Here is a 23,488-nt window from a genome sequence, read left to right on the forward strand (position 1 = left end):
CCGCCTCCGATGACCGGATCACGCGCCGCTCCGTGAGAGAACGGTATCTATGCATATGCATACTGTCAACGGGGGCTTTGCGTATGGGAATGAGGGGCAGGGCACGTCATCGGGGGCGGGGTCGCGCATGACGATGCACTCGTCGCGGCCGGCGGTCGGCTTTCTATCTCGCAATACCGGTCTTTTGCGCAGATTGCAGAGGCGTTGGGGTATGCCGGCCGGCTGGGAGGGAATCGGGGTGAAGCGTTGCGCTCGGCGATTCTGTACGCGATGCCGTCTTCTACCATCTCGACATTATAGAAATAATGTCAAATTATACGAGGCGATGAATTGGATATTTAACGGTTTACGTTATATTATTTCCGAAATTACCGACCGAACCCCGCCATGTCCGATCTCGCTGCCGACGAATCCCGCCTGACCGCCGAAATCGAGCGCCTCAAGGCCGACTTCCCGAAAACCCGCGAGCTGTATCGCGAAGCCTGCGCGCTGCTGTTCTTCCGCTTCGGCATCACGCCCACCGCCAATCGCCTGTACCAGCTCGTCCGCAAGGGCAGCATGAGCACGCCGACGGCCGTCCTCGGCGAGTTCTGGGCTGAGCTGCGGGAAAAGAGTCGCGTGCGCATCGAGCATCCCGATCTGCCGGCCGATCTGCAGGCGGCCGCCGGTGAACTGGTGGCGGCGCTGTGGAATCGGTCGAGCGCCGACGCGGCCGGCGCGCTCGACGCATTGCGCGCGGAGGTCGAGGCCGAGCGGGTGGAGGCAAAGGCGGAAGTGGCAGCCATGCAGGCCGAACTGGCCCGCACCGAAACCGCGCTGGAGCAACGCACGGCCGCACTGCTGGCCGCGCAGGTGCGCATTCAGGAACTGGAACAGGCGAGGGCGGCGGATGACGCATCGCGGCAAGCGCTGCAAGCGGACATCGAACGCCTCACGGCCGACAACGCGGAAGGCGACCGCGCACTTGCGCAGGCGCGCGCGGATTTCACCACCCAGCTCGACCGGCTGCGCGACGATGCCGGCCGGGCCGAGGAGCGCTTGCGCGCGTCGGAGAAGCGGGCGCTTCAGGAGATCGATCGCGAGCGGCTCGCGGCCGCGCGGCTGCAGAAGGAACTCGAGGCCGCGGCATTGCGCATGGAGCAGCGCGATGCGCAGCAGCGCAAGGACGTGGCCGCGCTGCAGACGCAGCTCGGCGATGCGCTGCATCGATGCGGCGTGCTTCAAGGGCAGCTCGACGGCGCGCTGGCGACCGATGCGGCACGGGTCAAGGAACTCGATGCGCTGCGGCGCGAAATGACGGCGCTCTCGCGCCGGTCGGCGCTGCGTGGCGCCAAGGCAGCGCCCGCCGCACAACGGGACGAGCGGAGGGCGCGCACGCGAAAGCGCGCGGACGAAGCGCCGCCGCGCTGACGGCAAAACCACGAGCGTGCGTCAGCCGAAAGCGACGCACGCCTGAAGCCTGAAGCGGCCCCGCAAGCGACCGAGCCCCTCACACACCCGATCACCCACCCATCCACCGATACCGATCAACTCGACACATACCGCGACGGCAACGCCGGCGCATCCGCCGGAATCGTGACGAGCGACGTATTGAGCCAGCCCTGCGGCGGCCCATTCGACTGCGCATAGGCGCCGACGTACGGCATCATCCGCGTCGTCTGATAGACCCGCGGCGTCCACCCGGCGGGCGCGAGGAAGATCGACGTCGCACGCTTCTCGCTATACGCGGATGCCCCATAGGTCGAGATGTTCCACAGCGTCTGCTGATACGTCGCATAGTCGGCGTTGTGCCGCGAACCGCCGGCCTGCCAGCCTTCGAGCTGGATGAACGTGTTGTACGTGCCGGCGCCCGCGAGCAGGTTGTTCACCGTGCGCCCGTACAGGAACGACAGGATCAGCCCGCAGTTCGCCGGCGCGAAATCGCTGCCGACGCTCAGGTAATAGCGGCCCGTCGTGTTCAACACCGACGCGTAGTGCGAGTTGCCGATATCCGTCGACGTCGTCAGCCCGCTCGCGCCCATGAAGCTGTCGAACGCCTGCATCGTGACGCCCGCCGGCAGGTCGTTCGTCGCGCTGATCGCGACGAGATGCGAGCCGGCCGCCAGCAGCGTCAGGAACGCGGACAGCGTGCTCGCGTTCCAGTTGCCCTGCGCATCGACGAACGGAAACGCGCGATAGCCCGTCAGCGCGAACACCGCCGGATCGGAGGCGGCCTGCCACGCGATCTGCGGCACCCACATCGTCAGCGGGCCGGCGTTCGACGCACTGGACACGTACTGCTTCAGCGCGTCGATGAGTTGCGCATCGGCCGCGGGCAACACGCCATAGGCCGCGCCGCGCTGCCAGCGCTGCACCCACTGCGCGACGAAGCCCGCCAGCTGGCCGCCGGTGAAGTCGGCGGGCGGCACGTAGCCGAGCGGGCCGGTGCTTTGATAGGCGGACTGGATGGCCGCGGCTGTGCGCACGTTGCTGCCGAACATGCTGTTCGCGAAATCCTGGCAATTGTTGGCCGGCGGCGTCGCGAGCTGCGCGAGCGGGACGACCCACGCGCCATTCGCGGTCGGGACGCCGCGATACAGCGTGAGATTCGCGACCGAATCGTGACCGGGAAACGTGGCGGCGTCGGCGCCCGACACGTAGCCGGCCGACGGCGTGACGCTGACGGTGGTCGGTTGCGACCCGAACGGATGCGTGTACGAAATGGCAAACGATGCGTCGCCGCCGGCAAGGCTGAACGATCCCGTGCAGTCGCCCCAGCTGTTCGACGCGCTGACGGCGGTCGATTGCCCGGTTGCGACCTGCGTTTGCGAAGCCTGCGGCAGCGAGCCGCTCTGGCTCGCCGCGTTGCCGTACGCGAGCGTCGTCGACGGGATCGCATTGACGACGTTGATCGTGATCGAGCGGTCGGCGATGCCGTAGCTGCGCGCGGATGCATCCGCGGCGCCGGCGGCGGCGAACGACGACGCGGCCGTCGGGCTGCCGTCGCCGCCGCAGGCAGCCAGCGAGCCGACGAGCGGCGACAGGGTCAGCGCGGCGCCGCGCTGGATGAAGCGCCGGCGGTTCGGCGCGGACGGGCGTGCGGGTTTCGAAGCGGTCATGGACGTTCCTGGTCACGGTTTCGGGAGGCGACAACGACGATCCGGCGCATTGCACACGTGTGCAATGCCGGTCGAGAAGGCTCGATTGCCGGCACATGCGCCGCGCGTATTTATGCGGGAGATCGATGAAACGCCTGCGACGAAACCGAGTCGGGCGTGTGACGCCGCGCGCTCGGCGGGGCGGGAAGGAGGGAGGCATGCCGGCGCGACGTTTGGGCGCCGGGCGGGGATCGGGTAAAGTGCCGCTCAACATGCCGGCTCGACGTTACTAGACGACCGGTCTAATCGTTGCTAACATACGCCATCATGAACGCATCTTCGGGCGCGGAAGTCCGCCAGCACATCCTGAATATCGCCAAGCCGATCATGCTCCACAAGGGGTTTTCGGCGGTCGGCCTGAACGAGATTCTCGCTGCCGCGGGCATCCCGAAGGGCTCGTTCTACCATTACTTCGGCTCGAAAGAGGCATTCGGCGAAGCGCTGCTCGAATCGTATTTCGACGGCTATCTCGCGCATCTCGACAACCTGTTCAAGCATCAGGCCGGCACGGGCGCCGAGCGGCTGATGACGTACTGGCGCAACTGGCTGCATACGCAGTGCGCGGACGATCCGGAAGGCAAGTGCCTCGCGGTGAAGCTCGGCGCGGAAGTGTCGGATCTGTCGGAAGCGATGCGCGCGGTGCTGCGGAACGGCACGAGCCAGATCATCGAGCGGCTCGCGGGCGGCATCGAGGCCGGGCTGGCCGACGGTTCGCTGAGCGGGGTCGCCGATCCGTCGCATACGGCCGCGATCCTGTACGAGCTGTGGCTGGGCGCTACGCTGCTGGAAAAGATTCACCGCAATCGCCAGCCGCTCGAAAGAGCGATGGTCGAAACGCGGCGCATGCTGAACCTGCCGCCGCTCGAGCCGGGCGGGGAGCAGTCGTAACCCGGGCGCGCATCGGCGCGCCTAGTTTTTACCCTGATTCTAGACGACTGGTCTACTCAATCCCGCATGACGAACGTGCCACGCCGCGTTAGGCTGTTCCGATTGATTCAACCGCATGCGCGCAGCCGCGACGGCCTGAGCGCCGACGCCGCCGCCCGCGTGCGTCCCCCGCTGGTCCATCCCTGATCCGATCGTGCCCACGAAGCACGTTCTTTCCTGTTGACGGAGACTCACATGCCACAAAGCAAGACCGCTAATCGCCAGATCATCCTGAATTCGCGCCCGGTCGGCGCGCCGACGCCGGACAACTTCCGCGCCGAATCCGGTGACGTGCCGACGCCCGGCGCCGGCCAGGTGCTGCTGCGCACGGTCTGGTTGTCACTCGACCCGTACATGCGCGGCCGGATGAGCGACGCACCGTCCTATGCGCCGCCGGCCGAACTCGGCCAGCCGATGGTCGGCGGCACCGTCAGCCAGGTCGTCTCGTCGAACCTGCCTGCGTTCCGCGAAGGCGACCTGGTGGTCGCAGGCGCCGGCTGGCAGGACTATGCGTTGTCCGACGGCCGCGGCCTGATTCCGCTCGGCCGCGACTTCGCCCATCCGTCGTACGCGCTCGGCGTGCTCGGCATGCCGGGCTTCACCGCCTATACCGGCCTGCTGACGATCGGCGAGCCGAAGGCCGGCGAAACCGTGGTGGTCGCGGCGGCGAGCGGTGCGGTCGGCGCGGTGGTCGGCCAGATCGCCAAGCTGAAGGGCTGCCGCGTGGTCGGCGTCGCGGGCGGCGCCGACAAGTGCGCGTACGTGACCGAAGCGCTCGGTTTCGACGTGTGCGTCGACCACCGCGATCCGGCGTTCGCCGCGAAGCTGAAGGAAGCATGCCCGAACGGCATCGACATCTATTTCGAGAACGTCGGCGGGGCCGTGTTCGACGCGGTGTGGCCGCTGCTCAACGACCATGCGCGCGTGCCCGTGTGCGGGATCATCGCGCACTACAACGACGCGGCCTACGACGACAAGGCCCTATCGACCGGCCGCGACCGCGTGCCGGCACTGATGGGCACGATCCTGCGCAAGCGCATCCGGATGCAGGGTTTCATCATCATGGATCACTATGCAACCGGCTATGCGACGTTCATGAAGGACATGAGCGAATGGGTCGCGCAGGGCAAGGTGAAGACGCGCGAGGACGTCGTCCCCGATCTCGCCGATGCGCCGGAAGCGCTGATCGGCTTGCTTGCCGGCAAGAACTTCGGCAAGGTCGTCGTGCGCGTGGGCCCGGACGAACTGGCCTGACGCCTCGGCACGGCGACACACAACGGCTGCACGCTGGCGTCACGCGACGCCGGCTTGTGGCATGCTCGATTCCGCTATCGACGACTAGGAGAATGACAAGATGGCGCTTCACGTGATTGCTTCCCTGTTCCTGAAACCCGAACACGCGGCGGCCGCCGAGGCCGAGCTGCGCAGCATGGTCGCGAAGACGCGCACCGAGCCGGGCAACCGGCGCTACGACCTGTTCCGCGAACAGGACGGCTCGCCGAACCTGCACCTGTACGAGATCTACGACGACCAGGCCGCGTTCGACGCGCACCTCGCGAGCCCGTATTTCGGCGAATTCCGCACGAAGTCGGCCGACTGGTTCACCGCGCCGCCGGTGATCAAGGTGCTGGCGGGCATCGACGTCGCCGAGTAACCACGCAGCACCCTCGTCGCGGCTCGCGCCCACCCGGGCCGCACGACACCCGCCGCACGGCACGCGGCGGCGATGACGACACCACGCGGCGCATCGTTCGCGCCGCTTCCCCCATACACCGGCCCCGGAGGCTGAATGATCACCCTCAACATCAACGGCGAAACCCGCTCGGTCGACGCCCCCGACGACATGCCCTTGCTCTGGGTGCTGCGCGACGTCGTCGGTCTCACCGGCACGAAGTTCGGCTGCGGGATCGCGCAGTGCGGCGCGTGCACGGTGCATCTCGACGGCGTTGCCGCGCGCTCGTGCGTGCTGCCGGTCGCGGCGGTCGCCGGCCGCAAGATCACGACGATCGAAGCCGTCGGCGCGACGCCGGCCGGCCACAAGGTCCAGCAGGCCTGGCGCGCGCTCGACGTCGTCCAGTGCGGTTACTGCCAGTCGGGGCAGGTGATGGCCGCCACCGCGCTGATCGCGTCGAACCCGAACCCGAGCGACGCCGACATCGATGCGGCGATGGCCGGCAACATCTGCCGCTGCGGCACGTACAACCGGATTCGCGCGGCCGTGAAGCAAGCCGCGAAGGAGGCCTGACATGTCACGAGGACTGATCGAAGCCGGTCGGGCCGGCGCGGGCGTGTCGCGCCGTTCGTTCCTCAAGCTCGGCATGTCGCTGGGCGCGGCGGCAGGCGGCGGATTGCTGCTCGGCTTCAGCATGCCGGCCGCGGGTGACGATGCGCGTCGTTCGGTGATCGGCGGCGACGCCGCCGAACCGGCTCAACCGGGCGTCTTCGCACCGAACGCGTTCGTGCAGATCGACCGCGCCGGCAAGGTCACGCTGGTGATGCCGAAGGTCGAGATGGGGCAAGGCGTCTATACGGCGCTGCCGATGCTGATCGCGGAAGAACTCGAAGTGCCGCTGTCGAGCGTGACGCTCGACCATGCGCCGCCGAACGAGAAGCTGTTCCTCGATCCGCTGCTCGGTGGCCAGCTCACCGGCGGCTCGACGTCGGTGCGCTACGCATGGGAACCGCTGCGCCGTGCCGGCGCCACCGCGCGCACGCTGCTGGTCGCGGCCGCCGCGAAACAATGGAACGTCGATCCGGCAGCCTGCCGCGCCGCGAACGGCGAAGTGCAGCATCCGCCGAGCGGCCGGCGCGCGTCGTACGGCCAGCTCGCCGATGCGGCAGCGAAGCTGCCGGTGCCGAAGGACGTCGCGCTGAAGCCGCCGGCGGATTTCAAGCTGATCGGCACGCCCGCGAAGCGGCTCGATTCGCCGGAAAAGGTCGACGGCACCGCGCAGTTCGGGCTCGACGTGCGCCTGCCCGGCATGCTGGTCGCGGTGATCGTGAACAGCCCGGTGTTCGGCGGCACGGTCGCGAGCGTCGACGACACGGCCGCGAAGAAGCTCCCCGGCGTGCGCCAGGTCGTGCGCGTCGACAACGCGGTGGCGGTGGTCGGCGATCACACGTGGGCCGCGAAGCGCGGCGCGTCGGCGCTGGTCGTGAAGTGGAACGAGGGCGCGGGCGCGAAGGTCTCGACGAAGGACCTGTTCGCGGATCTCGCGCAGGCGGCGGCGAACGGCAAGGGCGCGGTCGCCCGCAAGGACGGCGACGTCGACAAGGCCTTCGCGAATGCGAAGACGCGCGTCGACGCCGTCTACGAACAGCCGTTGCTCGCCCACGCGACGATGGAACCGGTGAACTGCACGGTGCACGTGCGCGGCGACGGGTGCGAGATCTGGGTCGGCACGCAGGTGCCGACGCGGGCGCGCGATACCGTGCAGCAGCTCACGGGCCTCGCGCCCGAGCGGATCGTCGTGCACAACCACCTGCTCGGCGGCGGCTTCGGCCGGCGGCTCGAGACGGACATGATCGGCCAGGCCGTGAAGGTCGGCAAACAGGTCAACGCGCCGGTGAAGGTGATCTGGACGCGCGAGGAAGACGTGCAGCACGACATGTACCGGCCGTGCTACCACGACAGGATCTCGGCCGGCCTCGACGCGAACGGCAAGCCGGTCGCATGGCAGCACCGGATCGTCGGCTCGTCGATCATGGCGCGCTTCGCGCCGCCGGCGTTCCAGCACGGCGTCGATCCCGATGCGGTCGAAGTCGCGGCCGAGCTGCCGTACGACCTGCCGAACCAGCTGGTCGACTACGTGCGCCAGGAGCCGCGCCACGTGCCGACCGCGTTCTGGCGCGGCGTCGGCCCGACGCGCGGCACGTTCGTGGTCGAGAGCTTCATCGACGAACTCGCCGCGCAGACCAAGACCGACCCGGTGCAATACCGCCGCGCGCTGCTCGGCAAGACGCCGCGTGCGCTCAACGTGCTCGACGTCGCGACGAAGGCGGCCGGCTGGGGCGGCCCGGCGCTGCCGACGGGGCAGGGGCGCGGCGTCTCGGTGATGCACGCGTTCGGCAGCTTCTTCTCGATCGTCGTCGATGTCGCGGTGGACAACGGCGAGGTGCAGGTGAAGCGCGTCGTGTGCGCGGTCGATTGCGGCATGGTCGTCAACCCGAACACGATCGAGGCGCAGGTACAGGGCGGCATCATTTTCGGGATCACCGGCGCGCTGTACGGCGAGATCACGATCGAGGAGGGCCGCGTCGTGCAGAGCAACTTCACCGACTACCGGATGCTGCGGATCAACGAGACGCCGCCGATCGAGGTCCATCTCGTGAAAAGCGGCGAGGCGCCGGGCGGGATCGGCGAGCCGGGTACGGCCGCGACCGCCGCGGCGGTGGCCAACGCGATCTTCGCGGCGACCGGCAAGCGGCTGCGCAAGCTGCCGGTCGGCGACCAGCTGAAGACGGCTTGAGGGGAGGAGACGACCATGCAAAACCTCACCTTGAAGACGCTCGGCACGTCGTTGCTCGCCGTGTCCGCACTGCTGGCCGGCACGGCCGCGCACGCCGCGCAGGCGGCACCGGCCGACAGCGCGCTCGTCGCGCGCGGCGCGTATCTCGCGAAAGCGGGCGACTGCGTCGCGTGCCACACCGCGCCGCGCGGCACGCCGTTCGCCGGCGGCCTGAAGATGGTCACGCCGATGGGCGCGATCTACACGACCAACATCACGCCCGATCCGGAGACGGGCATCGGCGGCTATACCGAAGCCGACTTCGCCGGCGCGTTGCGCAAGGGTGTCGCGAAGGACGGTCACAACCTGTATCCGGCGATGCCGTACCCGTCGTACGCGAAGCTGAAGGACGACGACGTGAAGGCGCTGTACGCGTATTTCATGCACGGCGTCGAACCGGTGAAGCAGGCGAACCGGCCGTCGGACATCCCGTGGCCGCTCAACATGCGCTGGCCGCTCGCGTTGTGGAACAAGGTGTTCCTCGACACGACGCCTTACGCCGACAAGCCGGCCAAGGACGCGATGTGGAACCGCGGCGCGTATCTCGTGCAGGGGCTCGGGCACTGCGGGTCGTGCCACACGCCGCGCGGCGTCGGCTTCCAGGAGAAGGCGCTCGACGAAGGCGGCGCGGCGTTCCTGTCGGGTGCGCCGATCGACAACTGGTTCGCGTCGAACCTGACCGGCGAGCCCAATACGGGGCTCGGCCGCTGGAACGAGGCCGAGGTCACGCAGTTCCTGAAGACCGGCGCGAACCGCCATGCGACTGCGTTCGGCTCGATGGTCAGCGTGATCAACCACAGCACGCAGGCGCTCTCCGACGACGATCTGACAGCGATTTCGCGTTACCTGAAATCGCTGCCGGCGGCGGGCGGCACGGGCGCGCCGCCGTACAGCTACGATCCGAAGGCGACGCAGGCCGCGCTGGGCCGGCCGGCGGCCGATCCGGGCGCGAAGGTGTATAACGCTTACTGCCTGCATTGCCACGGCGCGGACGGGCGCGGTTACGCGCCGCTGCTCGCGCCGCTCGCCGGCAATCCGAACGTGCTCGAAGCCGATGCATCGTCGCTGATCAACGTGACGCTGAACGGCAGCGACACGCTCGTGATCGACGGCGTGCCGTCCGCGTATCCGATGCCGGCGTTCTCGAACCAGTTGAACGACCGGCAGATCGCGGACGTGCTGACGTTCATGCGCGCCGGCTGGAACAACGGCGCGCCGGCCGTGCAGGCGGCGGACGTCGCGAAACTCCGCAAGGCGACGGCGGCCGCGCGCTGAGCGCGGCCCCATGCGGAACGAGGGCGGGCCCGCGTGCCCGCCGTCACTGCCGCCGGGTGCGTGCCTGCCCCGGCGGCGTGGCTTTTTCTGTCAACCGGCGCGCGGCCGTTCGCGGCAGCGCGCGTTTATCGACGCAATGTAGGGGTGTCTGGATGGCTAACGTGACTTATACGGATACGCAACTGCTGATCGACGGCGAGTGGGTCGACGCCGCGAGCGGCAAGACGATCGACGTCGTGAACCCGGCGACCGGCAAGCCGATCGGCAAGGTGGCCCACGCGGGCATCGCCGATCTCGACCGGGCGCTCGCCGCCGCGCAACGCGGCTTCGAAGCGTGGCGCAAGGTGCCCGCGCACGAGCGCGCGGCGACGATGCGCAAGGCGGCCGCGCTGGTGCGCGAACGCGCCGACGCGATCGCGCAGCTGATGACGCAGGAGCAGGGCAAGCCGCTCACCGAAGCGCGCGTCGAAGTGCTGTCGGCGGCGGACATCATCGAATGGTTCGCGGACGAAGGCCGCCGCGTGTACGGCCGGATCGTGCCGCCGCGCAACCTCGGCGCACAGCAGACGGTCGTGAAGGAGCCGGTCGGCCCGGTCGCCGCCTTCACGCCGTGGAACTTCCCGGTCAACCAGGTCGTGCGCAAGCTGAGCGCCGCGCTGGCCACCGGCTGCTCGTTCCTCGTGAAAGCGCCGGAAGAAACCCCGGCCTCGCCGGCCGCGCTGCTGCGCGCGTTCGTCGACGCGGGCGTGCCGGCCGGCGTGATCGGCCTCGTATACGGCGATCCGGCTGAAATCTCGTCGTACCTGATCCCGCACCCGGTGATCCGCAAGGTCACGTTCACGGGTTCGACGCCGGTCGGCAAGCAGCTCGCCGCGATGGCGGGCCTGCACATGAAGCGCGCGACGATGGAGCTGGGCGGCCATGCACCGGTGATCGTGGCCGAGGACGCCGACGTCGCGCTCGCGGTGAAGGCGGCCGGCGGCGCGAAGTTCCGCAACGCGGGGCAGGTCTGCATCTCGCCGACGCGCTTCCTCGTGCACAACAGCATCCGCGACGAATTCACGCGCGCGCTGGTCAAGCATGCCGAAGGGCTGAAGGTCGGCAACGGCCTCGAGGAAGGCACGACGCTCGGCGCGCTCGCGAACCCGCGCCGGCTGACCGCGATGGCGTCGGTCATCGACAACGCGCGCAAGGTCGGCGCGAGCATCGAAACCGGCGGCGAGCGGATCGGCTCGGAAGGCAACTTCTTCGCGCCGACCGTGATCGCGAACGTGCCGCTCGAAGCGGACGTGTTCAACAACGAGCCGTTCGGCCCGGTCGCGGCGATTCGCGGTTTCGACAAGCTCGAAGAGGCGATCGCGGAAGCGAACCGTCTGCCGTTCGGTCTCGCCGGCTACGCGTTCACGCGTTCGTTCGCGAACGTGCATCTGCTCACGCAGCGCCTCGAAGTCGGGATGTTGTGGATCAACCAGCCGGCAACGCCGTGGCCGGAAATGCCGTTCGGCGGCGTGAAGGACTCGGGCTACGGATCGGAAGGCGGGCCGGAAGCGCTCGAGCCGTACCTCGTCACGAAGTCGGTGACGGTGATGGCCGTCTGACGGCCGTCGATCGATCGCGTGCGCGGCGCTGTCGGCGTCGCGCACGCGATCGGCGTGGGCCGGGCGGGGCGCCCGGCCTATTGCCAGCGTCTCACTCCCGCCATTCATTCGAACGGCAACTCCCTCGGTATTTCAATATGCGTGTCACTGCGGGCGGATCGTTTCAATTCCGTCACCGGCAACGACGCGTGCCGCATCCGCCGGTGAATTGACGTCGGCACCTTCCGCCCGATACCGCTCAGCTCGCGTGACCCGCAACCTGGCAAGTACGGACTGCCCCTCGTACCCGGGTGTCACACTTTTTGGTATAGCTTATTCAGAAGAAACGATAACAACCGGTGCGTCAGCGTCGGCCCAACCTGAGAGGACACAGATGCATTCGCGGTCGGCAGCGCCGTACTACGTTGTGCTGGCGGGCACCTTGATAGCGTGCGCGCTGATGGGCCTCTGCGTGTTGCAGTTGTTTCAGAGCCGTCACGACGCGCTCGACCGCGCACGCGAGACGTCGCGAAACCTGGCGCTCGTCGCCGAGCGCGACATCGAACGCAATATCGAGCTGTACGGCCTGTCACTGGAGGCGGTGATCCAGGGCCTCCAGCGGCAGGACGTCATGACGGCCACGCCGGCCCTACGGCGCAGCGTTCTGTTCGATCATGCGATGACCGCGCAATTTCTCGGCTCGATGCTCGTGCTGGATGCGGCCGGCAACATCATCCTCGATTCGGCGAACGACGTGCCGCGCCAGGGCAATTTCGGCGACCGCACATACTTTACGGTTCACCGGGACAATCCGAATGCCGGGCTTTACATCAGCGATCCGTTTGCATCCCGCCTGCGCGGCGGCTCACTCAGCGTGGCACTGACGCGCCGCGTGTCGAATCCGGACGGCTCGTTTGCCGGCATTGCACTGATCGCGGTCAATCTCGAGTATTTCCACACGCTGTTCGCCGGCCTCGCGCTCGGCTCGCACGGCGCGATCTCGCTGGTCGGCCGGGACGGCATCATGTTCATGCGCCAGCCGTACGACGTGCGCACCATCGGCCGCGACATCAGCAAGGCGGCGACGTTCCGCCGCTTCATGACGGCGCCGGAAGGCTCGTTCATCGAGACCTCGACGATCGACCACGTGCGCCGCCTGTACTACTTCAAGACGCTGCCGCACCTGCCGCTGATCATCATGGTCGCCGAGGCGGAGCAGGACATCTACGCGGCGTGGCGGCGGCGCGCGATCACGATCGGCGCGCTGGTGGCGACCTTCGGCGCGGCGTTCATCGTGCTGTCCTTTTTGCTGGGCACCCAGCTGCGGCGCAGGATGCGGGCCGAATCCGAGCTGGTGATGCTCGCACGCACCGACGGCCTCACCGGGCTCAACAATCGCCGCTCGTTCGGGGAAGTGCTGGATCTCGAATGGCGCCGCGCCCGCCGTGCCCGTTCGGTGTTTTCGCTGCTGTTCGTCGACGTCGACCGCTTCAAGGCCTTCAACGACATGTATGGTCACCAGGCCGGCGACGACGCGCTGGCGGCGGTTGCGCGATGCATCGGCGACAACATCCGGCGTCCCGCGGACACCGCCGCCCGCTATGGCGGCGAGGAATTCGTCGTGATCCTGCCCGATACGCCGGCCACGGGCGCGACCGAGATCGCCGAACGGATTCGCGCGGCCATCGACGGGCTCGCGATCGAACATGCGGAAAGCGAATTCGGGCACGTCACCGCGAGCATCGGCGTGGCAAGCTGGGACCCCGGGCAGGAAGGGGAAGTCGAGTCGGTGATCAGGGCGGCCGACGAAGCGCTGTACCACGCGAAGGAAACGGGGCGAAACAAGGTGGCCTCGCATGAAACGGGCGCCTGACACCATCGCCGGCACGCACCGCCTGCTGCCGATGGCGGAGGTGGCGTTCCGGGCTCAGTCTCAATGCCGGCCGCTGCCGCGATAGCTTTCCACTTCCGCGTCGTACGCCGCCAGAAACGCCTTGCCGAACACCGACGCGAAATCGTCCTCGATCGCGAACACCGTGTCGCGATGGGTCGCCGCGTAGCGATCCCACATCCTCGCCTTGTACAGCACGGGCACGCGCTTCTCGTACCAGCGCATCGCGTCGTCGCGCTCGCGCAGCCGTTGCGGCGAAAAGCGCGTCAGCAGGTCCATCAACGCGGCGCGCATGCCGGCCACCATGCCGATCTGGTGCGCATGCAGATCCTGGAACGCGTCGCTCACCGCGCTCTGCGGCGACATGAAGCCCGGCAGCGGCAGCCCGAACATCTGCCGCAGCACGGCGCCGCCGTCCGGCAGCAGCTTCAGCGGGTTGTTCTCGCGATCGAGCAGCATCGTCATGTGCGCCTTCACCTCGCGCTTCAGGATGCTGCGCGACGACAGCAGCTCGACCGTGCCGTTCGCGAACAGCGCCAGCAACTGGCCCGCGATGTACAGCTGCTCGGCCGACCACTGATGCGACTCGGCAGCCGTATCGAGCCCCGCGCCTTCGAAGAACGCGCTCAGCAGTTCATCGGGCGTCGGCGGGCGCGTGGCATGCGGCGCCGGTTCGTCGGCCGGCTGCGGATGCGTATCGGCAGCGCGCGCGGCAGCGGGCTGCACCCGCACGTGTTGCGTCCACTCGGGCGCATGGTCGGCCTGGGTCGCGGACGACGCTTCGCGTTCCGTGTTGCCGCGATCGGCATGCGGTGCCGTGCCCGTTGCGCCTGATGTGCCGATATCGCCCGACGGCTGCGCGAACAGGTCGAGCGGATCGATCGACAGCTGGTTCAGGTCGCGCTGCGACGGCGCGGGCGGAGCGGCCTGCGCCGCGCGGTTCGGCGGTTGCGCGGCATCCCGCTGCGCAGGGCCACTGGGGCGTGTACCGGCATCTGCCGGCTTGCCCCGCGGCGCGAGACGATCCTGGAGCAGCCCCCACAGCCGGTTGCCGGCGCCTTTCGTATCGATCCGCGCAGACGATGCGGGCGAGGGCGCCGCCGACGTTCGCGCCTGCGACGGCGGATCGACGTGCACGCCGGTATCGGTCGCCATGTCGATGACCGGCGCATCGTCGCCCTGGCCGCCGTCGTCACGTTCGGCGCGCAGCACGTACGGCCCGATGCGGATGATGTCGCCGGTATTGAGCGGGCGCTCCTGCGCATAGCCGACCGGCTCGCGGTTCACCTCGATCGTCGAGACGCTGCTCAGGTTCTTCAGCAGGCACGCGTCGTCGCCGACCTGCAGCAGCGCTTGCAGCCGCGAGATCTGCCGGGTGTCGTCGCGCAACACGAGATGGTTGTCGCTGGCCCGGCCGATGGTGCCGCCGGGCGGATGAAACACGACGGCATCGTAGGAGTCGTTTTCGACCGGCTCGCCGGCATGTTCGATCACGATCAGTTGCATGTCATACGTCGCTCGGTGAAGCGCTCGCGTGGAAACCGGTTCGTTCAGGATGACGACGCATGCCTGCGGCGCGCGAATTCGAACGCGGGCCCCCAGATCGGATGCCCCTTCTCGGCAGGGGACAAGTCGAAGCGCGGGTTGAGGTCGAGAATTTTCGAGAACTCGGCGCGGCACGGCGTGATGCGGTTCGTCACGCAATAGCTGAACGCAAGGAGCTTGTGCGCGGCCACCTGCGTGTCGGTGTCGGCACCGTCGATCTCCTTCGCATGGCTCAGCAGTGCGATCGTGCGCCCGTAGTCGCCGCTGTCGTATGCGGCGCGCGCGCTGTCGACCGTCGCGCGTGCAGCCGACTGTGTCGGGGACGTACTGCACCCGCCGGCCCCCAGCAACAATGCGCCGAGGAAAAGAACGAGCGATGAACGACCTTTCATTATTGAAATTAAAAATGGGCGTAATTGGAAGGTGGCACACAAGCGCTGTTGGATTCTAGTGCCAATCACCGGCACTCAACCAGCTGTTACGTTTTGTTTCATTTCGCCAATCCGCTTCTACCTGAATACGGAATCGACTACGAATTTCAGTCCTTGTTAAACCGGAAAAACGGCCTATAGTTCGCTGTGTTTTTCGGATTCATCAGTTGTTTGGTCAGCGCACGTCAATGCACGAAAAACGGTGCCATCCGTTCGTGCGAAGCGAATAGCCTGGCACACCACCAGCGTCGCGAGCGTCCCTCGCCCGGCGGCCAGCTGGCTTGCGCCCCGCGCCCATCCGACAGGTGTCCACGCCACAGAACCGGGCCGCCCACGCGCACCGGTCGGATTAATTTTTGCCATTAATTTACCAATCTAAATTCAATTGCCCATCATCTCGCCAAAGCGGCTTTCAAAAACCATTAATGATACGACCCGGCTTTTTACAAGAATAATTTGCCGACACGGATTGCAATGGATGGATATGCAAGTTACACAATTACCGATCAATTAATTGTCCCTTTTTCAATCAGATCATCCGGCTTCGAAGTTGAAAACCGGCGCACGGCTATTGGGTGGCGAGGGTGGAATATGCAATGTCGGTCGAGCAGTTTCATCGTATGGGGATGCGTGATGCTGTTGCCGGGGTGCGGTGCGACGGAGCACGCCGCGGCGGTGCCGTATGCGATCACGGTTGACGTTGCGCCGGACGTCAACCCTGACATGAACCGCAAGCCTTCGCCGATCGTGCTGAAGGTGTTCCAGCTCCGCGCGGCGGCGTCGTTCGACAGCGCGGATTTCTTCTCGCTGCAGGACAAGCCGGAAAACGTGCTCGGCGCGGACCTGCTCGGCACCGACCGCGTGATCCTGCGGCCGGGCGAGTCGCGCACGCTGCACTATCGTGGCAACGTCGAGGCCGGCGCGATCGGCGTGGTCGCCGAATACCGGATGCTCGACAAGAACCGCTGGCGGCTGACGGTGCCGCTGCCGCGCGCGAAGCAGCTCAATCTCTACAAGTTCTGGCAGACGTCGCCGGGCGAGCTGAAGCTGTCGATCGCCGTCCGCAACGGCGGCGTCGCGCTGAACGACGCGAAGGGGCGCCCATGACCGAACCGACGATGTCCGCGACGCCGGTCGCGGCGCTCCGCCAGCGGGTGGTGTGGACCGAGGGGATGTTCCTGCGGCCGCAGCATTTCCAGCAGCTCGAACGGCATTGGGAACGCTACGTCGCGCTGCGCTGCCTGCCGCTGCAAGGCTTCTACTGGGGCTTCGACACGCTGGAACTCGATCGCGAGCAACTGGCGCTCGGCAAGGTCGCGCTGCGCACCGCATCGGGCGTGATGCGCGACGGCACGCCGTTCGACCTGTCCCATCCGGACGATCTCCCCGAGCCGCTCGACGTGCCCGCCGATGCGAAGGACCAGCTCGTCGTGCTCGCGCTGCCGCTGTGGCGCGGCGGCGGCGAGGAGGTGTCGTTCGGTGCGGGTGCACGTGCAAGCGGCGCCAATGCCGCGATCGGCGCAAGTGGTGCAAATAGCAGCGCCGACGTCGCGCGCTACGTCGTCCGCGAATACGAAGTGGCCGACGCGAACGCGGTCGCGCTCGGCCCCGCGCTGCTGCAGACGGGCCGCCTGAACGTGCGGCTGATGCTCGCAGCCGAACTGACCGGCGACTGGCACGCGCTCGGCGTCGCACGGATCGTCGAGCGGCGCACCGACGCGCGGCTGCTCGTCGACGACGGCTACATTCCGCCGCGCCTCGTCGCGCAGCACGACGCCGTGCTGCTGGCGTATGCGCGCGAGCTGCACGGGCTGCTCACGCAACGCAGCGAAGCGCTCGCGGCGCGGCTGTCGGAGCCCGGGCGCGGCGGCGTGTCGGAAGTCGCGGATTTCCTGCTGCTGCAACTCGTGAACCGCTATCTGGCGCTGACCTGGCACGCGCAGCAGCATGTGTCGACGCACCCGGAGGCGCTGTTCTGCGACTGGCTGAAGCTCGCCTGCGACCTGAGCACGTTCACGGCGGCCGGCCGGCGCCCGCAGTCGCTTGCGGTCTACGTGCACGACGACCTGCGCACGAGCTTCGCGGAGCTGATGACCGAGCTGCGCCGCTCGCTGTCGACGGTGCTCGAGCAGAACGCGATCCAGATCGAGCTGCGCGATGCGGGCAACGGCATCCGTGTCGCGACGCTGGCCGACCCGGCGCTGCGCGACACGGCCGGCTTCGTGCTCGCGGTGCGCGCGGACGTGCCGGCCGACAGCCTGCGCGCGCGGTTTCCCGCGCAGGCGAAGCTCGGGCCGGTCGAGCGGATCCGAGATCTCGTGCAGTTGCAGCTGCCGGGCATCACGATGCGCCAGCTGCCGGTCGCGCCGCGGCAGATTCCGTATCACGCGGGCCATACGTACTTCGAGATCGACAAGGGCAGCGACCTGTGGAAGCAGCTGGCGCGCTCCGGCGGTCTCGCTTTCCATTTCGCCGGCGAATTCCCTGGACTCTCGATGGAGTTCTGGGCGATACGCGGGTAAGGGCGGGGCGACGCGATGAATTCCTCCTCCGAATCGATCTCCCCCGGCGCCGGCGGATTCGTGCCGCCGAATCCGGGCGGCATGCATCCGGCCGCGGCGGGCGCAACCGGCCCGACCGCGACGCAGCCGCGCCCCGGGCGCTGGGCCGCGAGCGGCACGAACCCGCTCGTCGCGGCGGCGAATCCGTTGCTCAACCTGGTGCCGCAGATCCGCTCGACCGTCCATCACCCGAATCCCGCGTGGCTGCGCGAGCACCTGGTCGTCGAGATCCGGCAGTTCGAGGCGCGGGCGCAGGAGGCCGGCGTGCCGTCGGAGGCGATCATCGGCGCGCGCTACTGCCTGTGCACGGCGCTCGACGAGGCGGCCGCGCTGACGCCGTGGGGCGGCAGCGTGTGGTCGTCGCACAGCCTGCTCGTGTCGTTCCACAACGAGACGTGGGGCGGCGAGAAATTCTTCCACCTGCTCGAACGCCTGTCGCAGCAGCCGCGCCAGCATCTCGACCTGCTCGAGCTGCTGTATTTCTGTCTCGCGCTCGGCTTCGAGGGCCGCTATCGCGTGCTCGACAACGGCCACGCGCAGCTCGACGCGCTGCGCCACCAGCTCGCGCTGACGATCCGCTCGGTGCGCGGCGAATTCGAACCGGCGTTGTCGCCGCACTGGCGCGACGTCGTCACGCGCGACGTCGCGCGCCGCTTCGGCGTGCCGCTGTGGGTGTGCGTGGCACTCGCGCTGCTGATCGGCTTCGGCGTGTTCGTCGGGCTGCGGATCGCGCTCGCCGGCCATTCGGATCGGCTGTTCGCGTCGATCGACGCGCTGCACGTGCCGACAGTGCAGCCCGCGCAGGCGCCGCCGCGCCCGGCGCAGGCGCCGCGCATCGCGAAGTTTCTGGAGCCTGAGATCGCGGCCAGCCTCGTGTCGGTGCGCGACGACGCCGACCGCAGCGTGATCGTGCTGCGCGGCGACGGGGTGTTCAAGTCCGGCTCGACGTCGGTGATCGACCGCTACGTGCCGGTGCTCGCCCGCGTGGCCGATGCGTTGAACAAGGTGCCCGGCAACGTGCGCGTGACCGGCTACACCGACGACACGCCCGTGCATACGGCGCGCTTCGCATCGAACTGGGACCTGTCGCGCGAGCGCGCGGAAGCCGTGCGCGGGATGATCGCCGCGCGGCTCGACCATCCGGAACGGCTCGCCGCGGAAGGGCGCGGCACGCTCGATCCGGTCGCGCCGAACGATTCGCCGGCGAACCGCGCGCTGAACCGGCGCGTCGAGATCACGCTGCTGCCGGCGCCCGGCAGTGCCGCCGTCGGCGCGAGCGCCACGCAGGGAGCCAACTGACATGAACCAGGCTGTCGCGCGTTTCGTCCGGCCGTTGCCGTCGCGGGAGATCTGGACCTTCGCCGGTCTCGTCGTGCTCGCGTGCTTCGTGTGGCTCGCGGGCCCGCTGTTCGCGTTCGCCGAGGTCCGGCCGCTCGAAAGCGGCTGGGCGCGCGGGCTCACGATCGCGGTGCTGTTCATCGCGTGGGGCGCACGCGTCGCGTGGCGCGGCTGGCGCGCCGGCCGGCTCAACGCGCAGTTGCTGAACCAGCTGCGCGAGGCCGCGCCCGGGCCGGCCGTCGCCGACGATCCGGCGAAAGCGCAGCTCGACGAGTTGCGCAGCCGCTTCGACGAAGCCGCTTCGCTGCTGAAGAAGGTGCGCTTCGGGCAGGCCGACACCGTGCGCAAGGGCCTGCCGCGCTGGTTCGACCGGATGTCGCGCCAGTATCTGTATCAGCTGCCGTGGTACGTGTTCATCGGCGCGCCGGGCTCGGGCAAGACCACCGCGCTCGTGAATTCCGGGCTCAGCTTTCCGCTCGCCGAACAGTTCGGCCGCGCGGCGATCCGCGGCGTGGGCGGCACGCGGCATTGCGACTGGTGGTTCACGAACGACGCGGTGCTGATCGACACGGCCGGCCGTTATACGACGCACGAGGGCAACCGCGCGCTCGACGAGGCCGAGTGGAAAGGCTTCGTCGACCTGCTGAAGAAGTACCGCACGCGCCAGCCGCTGAACGGCGCGATGCTGACGATCAGCGTGGCCGACCTGCTCGGTGCGTCGGAGGCCGAACGCACGCAGCACGCGATGGTGCTGCGCAAGCGGCTGCTCGAGTTGCGCGCGCAGCTCGGCATCCGCTTTCCCGTGTACCTGCTCGTGACGAAGGCCGACCTGCTCGCGGGCTTTGCCGAGTATTTCAGCCACTACGGCCGCGCGGAATGCGCACAGGTGTGGGGCTTCACGTTCCCGCTCGCGCAGAGCGAGGCGCCGGGCTTCGACCTGCGCGCGGCATTCGACCGTGAATACCGGCTGCTGCACCAGCGGCTGAACGACGGGCTGCCCGAACTGCTCGCCGCGCAGACCGACGCGCGCCAGCGCGAGATGACGTACCTGCTGCCGCAGCAGATCGCCGACCTGCAGGACATGCTCGGCCAGTTCGTCGCCGAGGTGTTTTCCGTGTCGAGCTACGAGCCGATGCCGATGCTGCGCGGCGTCTACCTGACGAGCGGCACGCAGGAGGGCACCGCGTTCGATCGCGTGATGAGCGGCATCAAGCGCTTCCTGAAGATCGAGGGTGTGCCGCCGGTCGCGCAGGTCGGTTCGACCGGGCGCAGCTTCTTCCTGAAGTCGCTGCTGCAGGAGCACATCTTCCGCGAAGCCGCGCTCGCCGGCAGCGACCTGCGCTGGCACCAGAAGCGGCGCGTTTTGCAGATCGCCGGCTACGTGCTGCTCGCGCTGGTGTGCGTGGCCGTGCTGGTCGCGTGGCTGCGCAGCTATTCGAACAACCGCGCGTATCTCGACCAGATCGGCGCGCGTGTGCCGGCCGTCGATGCGCAGATCGCCGGCGCGAAATTCTCCGATGCGGCCGACGTCGCCCGCCTGCTGCCCGTGCTCGACGCGCTCGGCAACCTCGCGAATGCGGGCGGTGTCGACCTGCGGCACCCGCCGCTCGCGTATCGGTGGGGGCTGTTCCAGGGCGAGAAGATCGACGAAGCCGTCGACGCCGTGTACCGGCGCGCGCTCGAAGACGTGCTGCTGCCGATCGCCGCGAGCCGGATGGAGGCCGCGCTGCGCGACGCACGGCCCGACGAGACCGAATACACGTATGCGGCGCTGAAGGCGTACCTGATGCTGTACGACAGCGCGCACTACGATCCCGCGTTCGTGCAGGCGGTCGTCGACCTCGAGATGGAACGCGCGCTGCCGCCCGATTTCTCGCCGGCCGAACGCGCCGCGCTGCGTGCGCATCTTGCCGCGCTGTTCGGCAACCGGGTCGCGGTGTCGCCGTATCCGATGAACGAGCGACTCGTGGCCGACGTGCGCGACCGGTTGCGGCAGGTGCCGTTCTCGCAGCGGCTGTACCGGCAGATGACGATGACGCTGCGGCCGGCCACGGCAGCGTTCGACTTCAGCGTGGCGCGGGCGGTCGGCCCCGACGCTTCACTGGTGTTCCGCCGGCAGAGCGGCAAGCCGCTGTCGGAAGGCGTGCCGGGACTCTATACGCGCAACGGCTATCGCAACGTGTTCGCGCCGCGCCTGGCCGGCGAGGTCGACGCGTACGGGCGCGAGGAAGTGTGGGTGCTGAATCTCGGGCTGTCCGAGATTCCCGGCCCGAACGACGCGGCCGCTTGGGCGCGCGATATCCGCCAGCTCTACCTGAACGACTACCTCAAGATCTGGGACGACTATCTCGCCGACATCAAGCTGCAGCGCACCGCGACGCTCGCGCAGAGCATCCAGGTGGCGCGTGCGCTGTCGTCCGCCGATTCGCCGCTCACGCGGCTGCTGGTGGCGCTCGCACGCGACACCGCGCTCGGCGACGCGCCGGGCGGCGCGCGCAATCTCGCGGCGCGTGCGCAGGACAAGGTCGACGAGGCGCGCAGCTCGCTGTCACAGATCTTCGCGGGCCAGGGCAGCAATTCGAGCGCGTCCGCGGCGGCGCCCGCGAGCGCCGAGCAGATCGTCGACAGCCACTTCGCTGGGCTGCGTGCGTTCGCGCCGGGCAGCGGCGACCAGGCGTCGGCATTCAACGACGTGCTGAAGTCGATCGACGCGCTGTACACGTACCTGACGGCCACCGACGACGCGCTGAGGAGCGGCGCGCAGCCGCCGCCGTCCGATGCGCCCGCGAAGCTGCGCGCCCAGGCCGGCCGCCTGCCGACACCGTTTCGCGAAGTGCTCGACGACCTGTCGAACGTCGCGAACGGCAGCGTGGCGACCGTCGAGCAGCGCACCGTCGCGACGCGGGCCGGCGCGAACGTCGGCGACTTCTGCCGGCAGGCGATCGCGGGCCGTTATCCGTTCGCGCGCGGCGCGTCGCGCGACGTCGCGCCGGCGGATTTCGCGCAGATGTTCGCGCCCGGCGGCCTGATGGACGACTTCTTCCAGAAGAACCTGCAGTCGATCGTCGATACGACGTCGCACCCGTGGCGCTTCGCGAACCGCAACGCGGACGCCGATCCGTCGGCCGCCGCGATGCTGGCGTCGTTCGAGAAGGCGGCGGTGATCCGCGACGTCTATTTCGGCGGCGGCGCGCGCACCGCCCAGCTGAAGGTACAGATCCAGCCGCTCGAAATGGATCCGTCGATCACGGAGATGGTGCTCGACGTCGACGGCCAGATCGTCCGCTACGCGCACGGCCCGCTCGTGCAGAGCGCGGTGGACTGGCCGGGCCCGCGCGGCAGCAACCAGGTGCGGCTGCAGGTGTCCGGGCAGGCCGGCGCGACCGACGGCTTCTCGACCGACGGGCCGTGGGCGCTGCACCGGCTGTTCGACCGCGCGGGGGTGTCCGCCGGGCGCGGCTCCGACCAGATGATTGCGCGCTTCACGGTCGACGGCAAACCGATCGTGCTGCAAGTGAATGCGGGCAGTGTCCGCAACCCGTTCAGGCTGCCCCAGATGGAGTCCTTTACATGCCCGCCGAAGCCATGAGCCCGACACCGCCGTTCACGCGTACCGACGGCGATGCGCCGGCCTGGTACGGGAAGATCCCCGGCGCCGGCGACTTCGTGAACAGCCGGCTGCCGCATGCGCTCGCGCTGTGGTGGGAGCGCTGGCTCCAGCAGGGCATGGCCGCGATGCGCCAGCGCGGCGCGGACGAGATCGAGCGCCACTACACGGTCGCGCCGGTCTGGAATTTCCTGATCCCGGCGGGCGCAGGGGCGTCGTGCATTCAGCCGGGCTGCCTCGCGCCGAGTTGCGACCGCGTGGGGCGCTACTACCCGGTGATCGCCACGCTGCCGATGCGCGCCGCCGATTACTGGAACGGGCTGCCGGATGCCGCCGACACGTTCTACTGGCAGGTCGGCCAGGCGCTGCTCGACACGATCCGGCATGCCCGCGCGCCCGGCGATCTCGAGCAGATGCTGGAGCGCGTGCGGCTCACCCAGGGCGACGACACGTACGCCGACATCGTCGACGGCATGCCGGCGCCGCCGCCTGAACGGCCGGCCCCGGCCGCGTGGCCCGGGCTGTCCGGTTACTTCGATCCGCACGGCGGCACCAGTTTCTGGTGGACCAACCGCGCGGACGGATCGCCGCTGCGCACGCATGCGCATACGGGCACGCCCGACAACGCGCTGTTCCTGACGCTGTTCGGCGGCAGCTAGCGGCCCGACCGAAGGATGGCGGGCCGCCGGGC

General features: G+C 68.5%; 17 protein-coding genes. 14 read left to right on the forward strand and 3 right to left on the reverse strand.

All coding sequences use genetic code 11. The features are described from left to right. Window positions 1-387: 387 nt before the first annotated feature. The gene (locus G3N96_RS08085; RefSeq protein WP_206136877.1) at window positions 388-1,410 is read left to right on the forward strand and encodes a DNA-binding protein; all 1,023 of its coding nucleotides are present in this window, start codon (window positions 388-390) and stop codon (window positions 1,408-1,410) included. A 116-nt stretch (window positions 1,411-1,526) separates the two neighbouring features. Here G3N96_RS08085 and G3N96_RS08090 read toward each other — a convergent pair whose 3' ends face one another. Then, a complete protein-coding gene (locus G3N96_RS08090) occupies window positions 1,527-3,098 on the reverse strand; it encodes a hypothetical protein (protein WP_206136878.1) in 1,572 nt (523 codons plus the stop codon). 306 nt (window positions 3,099-3,404) lie between these two features. On the opposite strand from G3N96_RS08090, the gene G3N96_RS08095 reads away from it, so the two are divergent. The 8 genes from G3N96_RS08095 (at window position 3,405) to G3N96_RS08130 (ending at window position 13,297) form a co-directional block, all read left to right on the forward strand. Next, complete coding sequence (locus tag G3N96_RS08095) at window positions 3,405-4,025, forward strand: TetR/AcrR family transcriptional regulator (protein WP_206136879.1); 621 nt, start codon at window positions 3,405-3,407, stop codon at window positions 4,023-4,025. A gap of 234 nt (window positions 4,026-4,259) precedes the next feature. Beyond that, on the forward strand, window positions 4,260-5,318 hold the full coding sequence (locus G3N96_RS08100) for an NADP-dependent oxidoreductase (RefSeq protein WP_206136880.1): 1,059 nt from the start codon (window positions 4,260-4,262) through the stop codon (window positions 5,316-5,318). A 100-nt stretch (window positions 5,319-5,418) separates the two neighbouring features. After that, a complete protein-coding gene (locus G3N96_RS08105) occupies window positions 5,419-5,718 on the forward strand; it encodes a putative quinol monooxygenase (protein WP_206136881.1) in 300 nt (99 codons plus the stop codon). Between the two features lie 135 nt (window positions 5,719-5,853). After that, on the forward strand, window positions 5,854-6,309 hold the full coding sequence (locus G3N96_RS08110) for a (2Fe-2S)-binding protein (RefSeq protein ID WP_089432687.1): 456 nt from the start codon (window positions 5,854-5,856) through the stop codon (window positions 6,307-6,309). 1 nt (window position 6,310) lies between these two features. Beyond that, window positions 6,311-8,533: a xanthine dehydrogenase family protein molybdopterin-binding subunit gene (locus G3N96_RS08115; RefSeq protein ID WP_206136882.1), complete on the forward strand. Its 2,223-nt coding sequence runs from the start codon at window positions 6,311-6,313 to the stop codon at window positions 8,531-8,533. A gap of 15 nt (window positions 8,534-8,548) precedes the next feature. Continuing rightward, a complete protein-coding gene (locus G3N96_RS08120) occupies window positions 8,549-9,847 on the forward strand; it encodes a cytochrome c (protein WP_206136883.1) in 1,299 nt (432 codons plus the stop codon). A 152-nt stretch (window positions 9,848-9,999) separates the two neighbouring features. Beyond that, the gene (locus tag G3N96_RS08125; protein WP_089462634.1) at window positions 10,000-11,445 is read left to right on the forward strand and encodes an NAD-dependent succinate-semialdehyde dehydrogenase; all 1,446 of its coding nucleotides are present in this window, start codon (window positions 10,000-10,002) and stop codon (window positions 11,443-11,445) included. Between the two features lie 373 nt (window positions 11,446-11,818). Further along, window positions 11,819-13,297: a sensor domain-containing diguanylate cyclase gene (locus G3N96_RS08130; RefSeq protein ID WP_206136884.1), complete on the forward strand. Its 1,479-nt coding sequence runs from the start codon at window positions 11,819-11,821 to the stop codon at window positions 13,295-13,297. Window positions 13,298-13,357: 60 nt separating this feature from the next. Here G3N96_RS08130 and tagH read toward each other — a convergent pair whose 3' ends face one another. After that, on the reverse strand, window positions 13,358-14,821 hold the full coding sequence (gene tagH / locus G3N96_RS08135; RefSeq protein WP_206136885.1) for a type VI secretion system-associated FHA domain protein TagH: 1,464 nt from the start codon (window positions 14,819-14,821) through the stop codon (window positions 13,358-13,360). Window positions 14,822-14,865: 44 nt separating this feature from the next. Continuing rightward, complete coding sequence (locus G3N96_RS08140; RefSeq protein WP_027791608.1) at window positions 14,866-15,252, reverse strand: TssQ family T6SS-associated lipoprotein; 387 nt, start codon at window positions 15,250-15,252, stop codon at window positions 14,866-14,868. Between the two features lie 630 nt (window positions 15,253-15,882). On the opposite strand from G3N96_RS08140, the gene tssJ reads away from it, so the two are divergent. The 5 genes from tssJ to tagF are packed head-to-tail and all read left to right on the forward strand — an operon-like array spanning window position 15,883 to window position 23,456. Then, complete coding sequence (gene tssJ, locus G3N96_RS08145) at window positions 15,883-16,398, forward strand: type VI secretion system lipoprotein TssJ (protein ID WP_124576870.1); 516 nt, start codon at window positions 15,883-15,885, stop codon at window positions 16,396-16,398. Next, window positions 16,395-17,813, forward strand: a complete 1,419-nt coding sequence (gene tssK, locus G3N96_RS08150; RefSeq protein ID WP_206136886.1) for a type VI secretion system baseplate subunit TssK — start codon at window positions 16,395-16,397, stop codon at window positions 17,811-17,813. The genes tssJ and tssK overlap by 4 nt, the downstream gene beginning before the upstream one ends. Window positions 17,814-17,828: 15 nt before the next feature. After that, window positions 17,829-19,151, forward strand: coding sequence for a DotU family type VI secretion system protein (locus G3N96_RS08155; RefSeq protein WP_206136887.1), 1,323 nt, complete (start codon window positions 17,829-17,831; stop codon window positions 19,149-19,151). A gap of 1 nt (window position 19,152) precedes the next feature. After that, window positions 19,153-22,779: a type VI secretion system membrane subunit TssM gene (tssM, locus tag G3N96_RS08160; protein WP_206136888.1), complete on the forward strand. Its 3,627-nt coding sequence runs from the start codon at window positions 19,153-19,155 to the stop codon at window positions 22,777-22,779. Beyond that, entirely contained in the window at window positions 22,761-23,456 is a 696-nt protein-coding gene (gene tagF / locus G3N96_RS08165) for a type VI secretion system-associated protein TagF (RefSeq protein ID WP_206136889.1), read from the forward strand. The genes tssM and tagF overlap by 19 nt, the downstream gene beginning before the upstream one ends. The last annotated feature ends 32 nt before the right edge of the window (window positions 23,457-23,488 follow it).

It is taken from the genome of Burkholderia sp. Se-20373 (assembly GCF_017104705.1).
Classification (GTDB): Bacteria; Pseudomonadota; Gammaproteobacteria; order Burkholderiales; family Burkholderiaceae; genus Burkholderia.

What these genes read in the sequence shown, in the direction of transcription:
- G3N96_RS08085 (WP_206136877.1), top strand. Translation starts at nt 388, where the DNA reads ATGTCCGATCTCGCTGCCGACGAATCCCGCCTGACCGCCGAAATCGAG.
- G3N96_RS08090 (WP_206136878.1), bottom strand. Translation starts at nt 3,098, where the DNA reads ATGACCGCTTCGAAACCCGCACGCCCGTCCGCGCCGAACCGCCGGCGC.
- G3N96_RS08095 (WP_206136879.1), top strand. Translation starts at nt 3,405, where the DNA reads ATGAACGCATCTTCGGGCGCGGAAGTCCGCCAGCACATCCTGAATATC.
- G3N96_RS08100 (WP_206136880.1), top strand. Translation starts at nt 4,260, where the DNA reads ATGCCACAAAGCAAGACCGCTAATCGCCAGATCATCCTGAATTCGCGC.
- G3N96_RS08105 (WP_206136881.1), top strand. Translation starts at nt 5,419, where the DNA reads ATGGCGCTTCACGTGATTGCTTCCCTGTTCCTGAAACCCGAACACGCG.
- G3N96_RS08110 (WP_089432687.1), top strand. Translation starts at nt 5,854, where the DNA reads ATGATCACCCTCAACATCAACGGCGAAACCCGCTCGGTCGACGCCCCC.
- G3N96_RS08115 (WP_206136882.1), top strand. Translation starts at nt 6,311, where the DNA reads ATGTCACGAGGACTGATCGAAGCCGGTCGGGCCGGCGCGGGCGTGTCG.
- G3N96_RS08120 (WP_206136883.1), top strand. Translation starts at nt 8,549, where the DNA reads ATGCAAAACCTCACCTTGAAGACGCTCGGCACGTCGTTGCTCGCCGTG.
- G3N96_RS08125 (WP_089462634.1), top strand. Translation starts at nt 10,000, where the DNA reads ATGGCTAACGTGACTTATACGGATACGCAACTGCTGATCGACGGCGAG.
- G3N96_RS08130 (WP_206136884.1), top strand. Translation starts at nt 11,819, where the DNA reads ATGCATTCGCGGTCGGCAGCGCCGTACTACGTTGTGCTGGCGGGCACC.
- tagH (WP_206136885.1), bottom strand. Translation starts at nt 14,821, where the DNA reads ATGCAACTGATCGTGATCGAACATGCCGGCGAGCCGGTCGAAAACGAC.
- G3N96_RS08140 (WP_027791608.1), bottom strand. Translation starts at nt 15,252, where the DNA reads ATGAAAGGTCGTTCATCGCTCGTTCTTTTCCTCGGCGCATTGTTGCTG.
- tssJ (WP_124576870.1), top strand. Translation starts at nt 15,883, where the DNA reads ATGCAATGTCGGTCGAGCAGTTTCATCGTATGGGGATGCGTGATGCTG.
- tssK (WP_206136886.1), top strand. Translation starts at nt 16,395, where the DNA reads ATGACCGAACCGACGATGTCCGCGACGCCGGTCGCGGCGCTCCGCCAG.
- G3N96_RS08155 (WP_206136887.1), top strand. Translation starts at nt 17,829, where the DNA reads ATGAATTCCTCCTCCGAATCGATCTCCCCCGGCGCCGGCGGATTCGTG.
- tssM (WP_206136888.1), top strand. Translation starts at nt 19,153, where the DNA reads ATGAACCAGGCTGTCGCGCGTTTCGTCCGGCCGTTGCCGTCGCGGGAG.
- tagF (WP_206136889.1), top strand. Translation starts at nt 22,761, where the DNA reads ATGCCCGCCGAAGCCATGAGCCCGACACCGCCGTTCACGCGTACCGAC.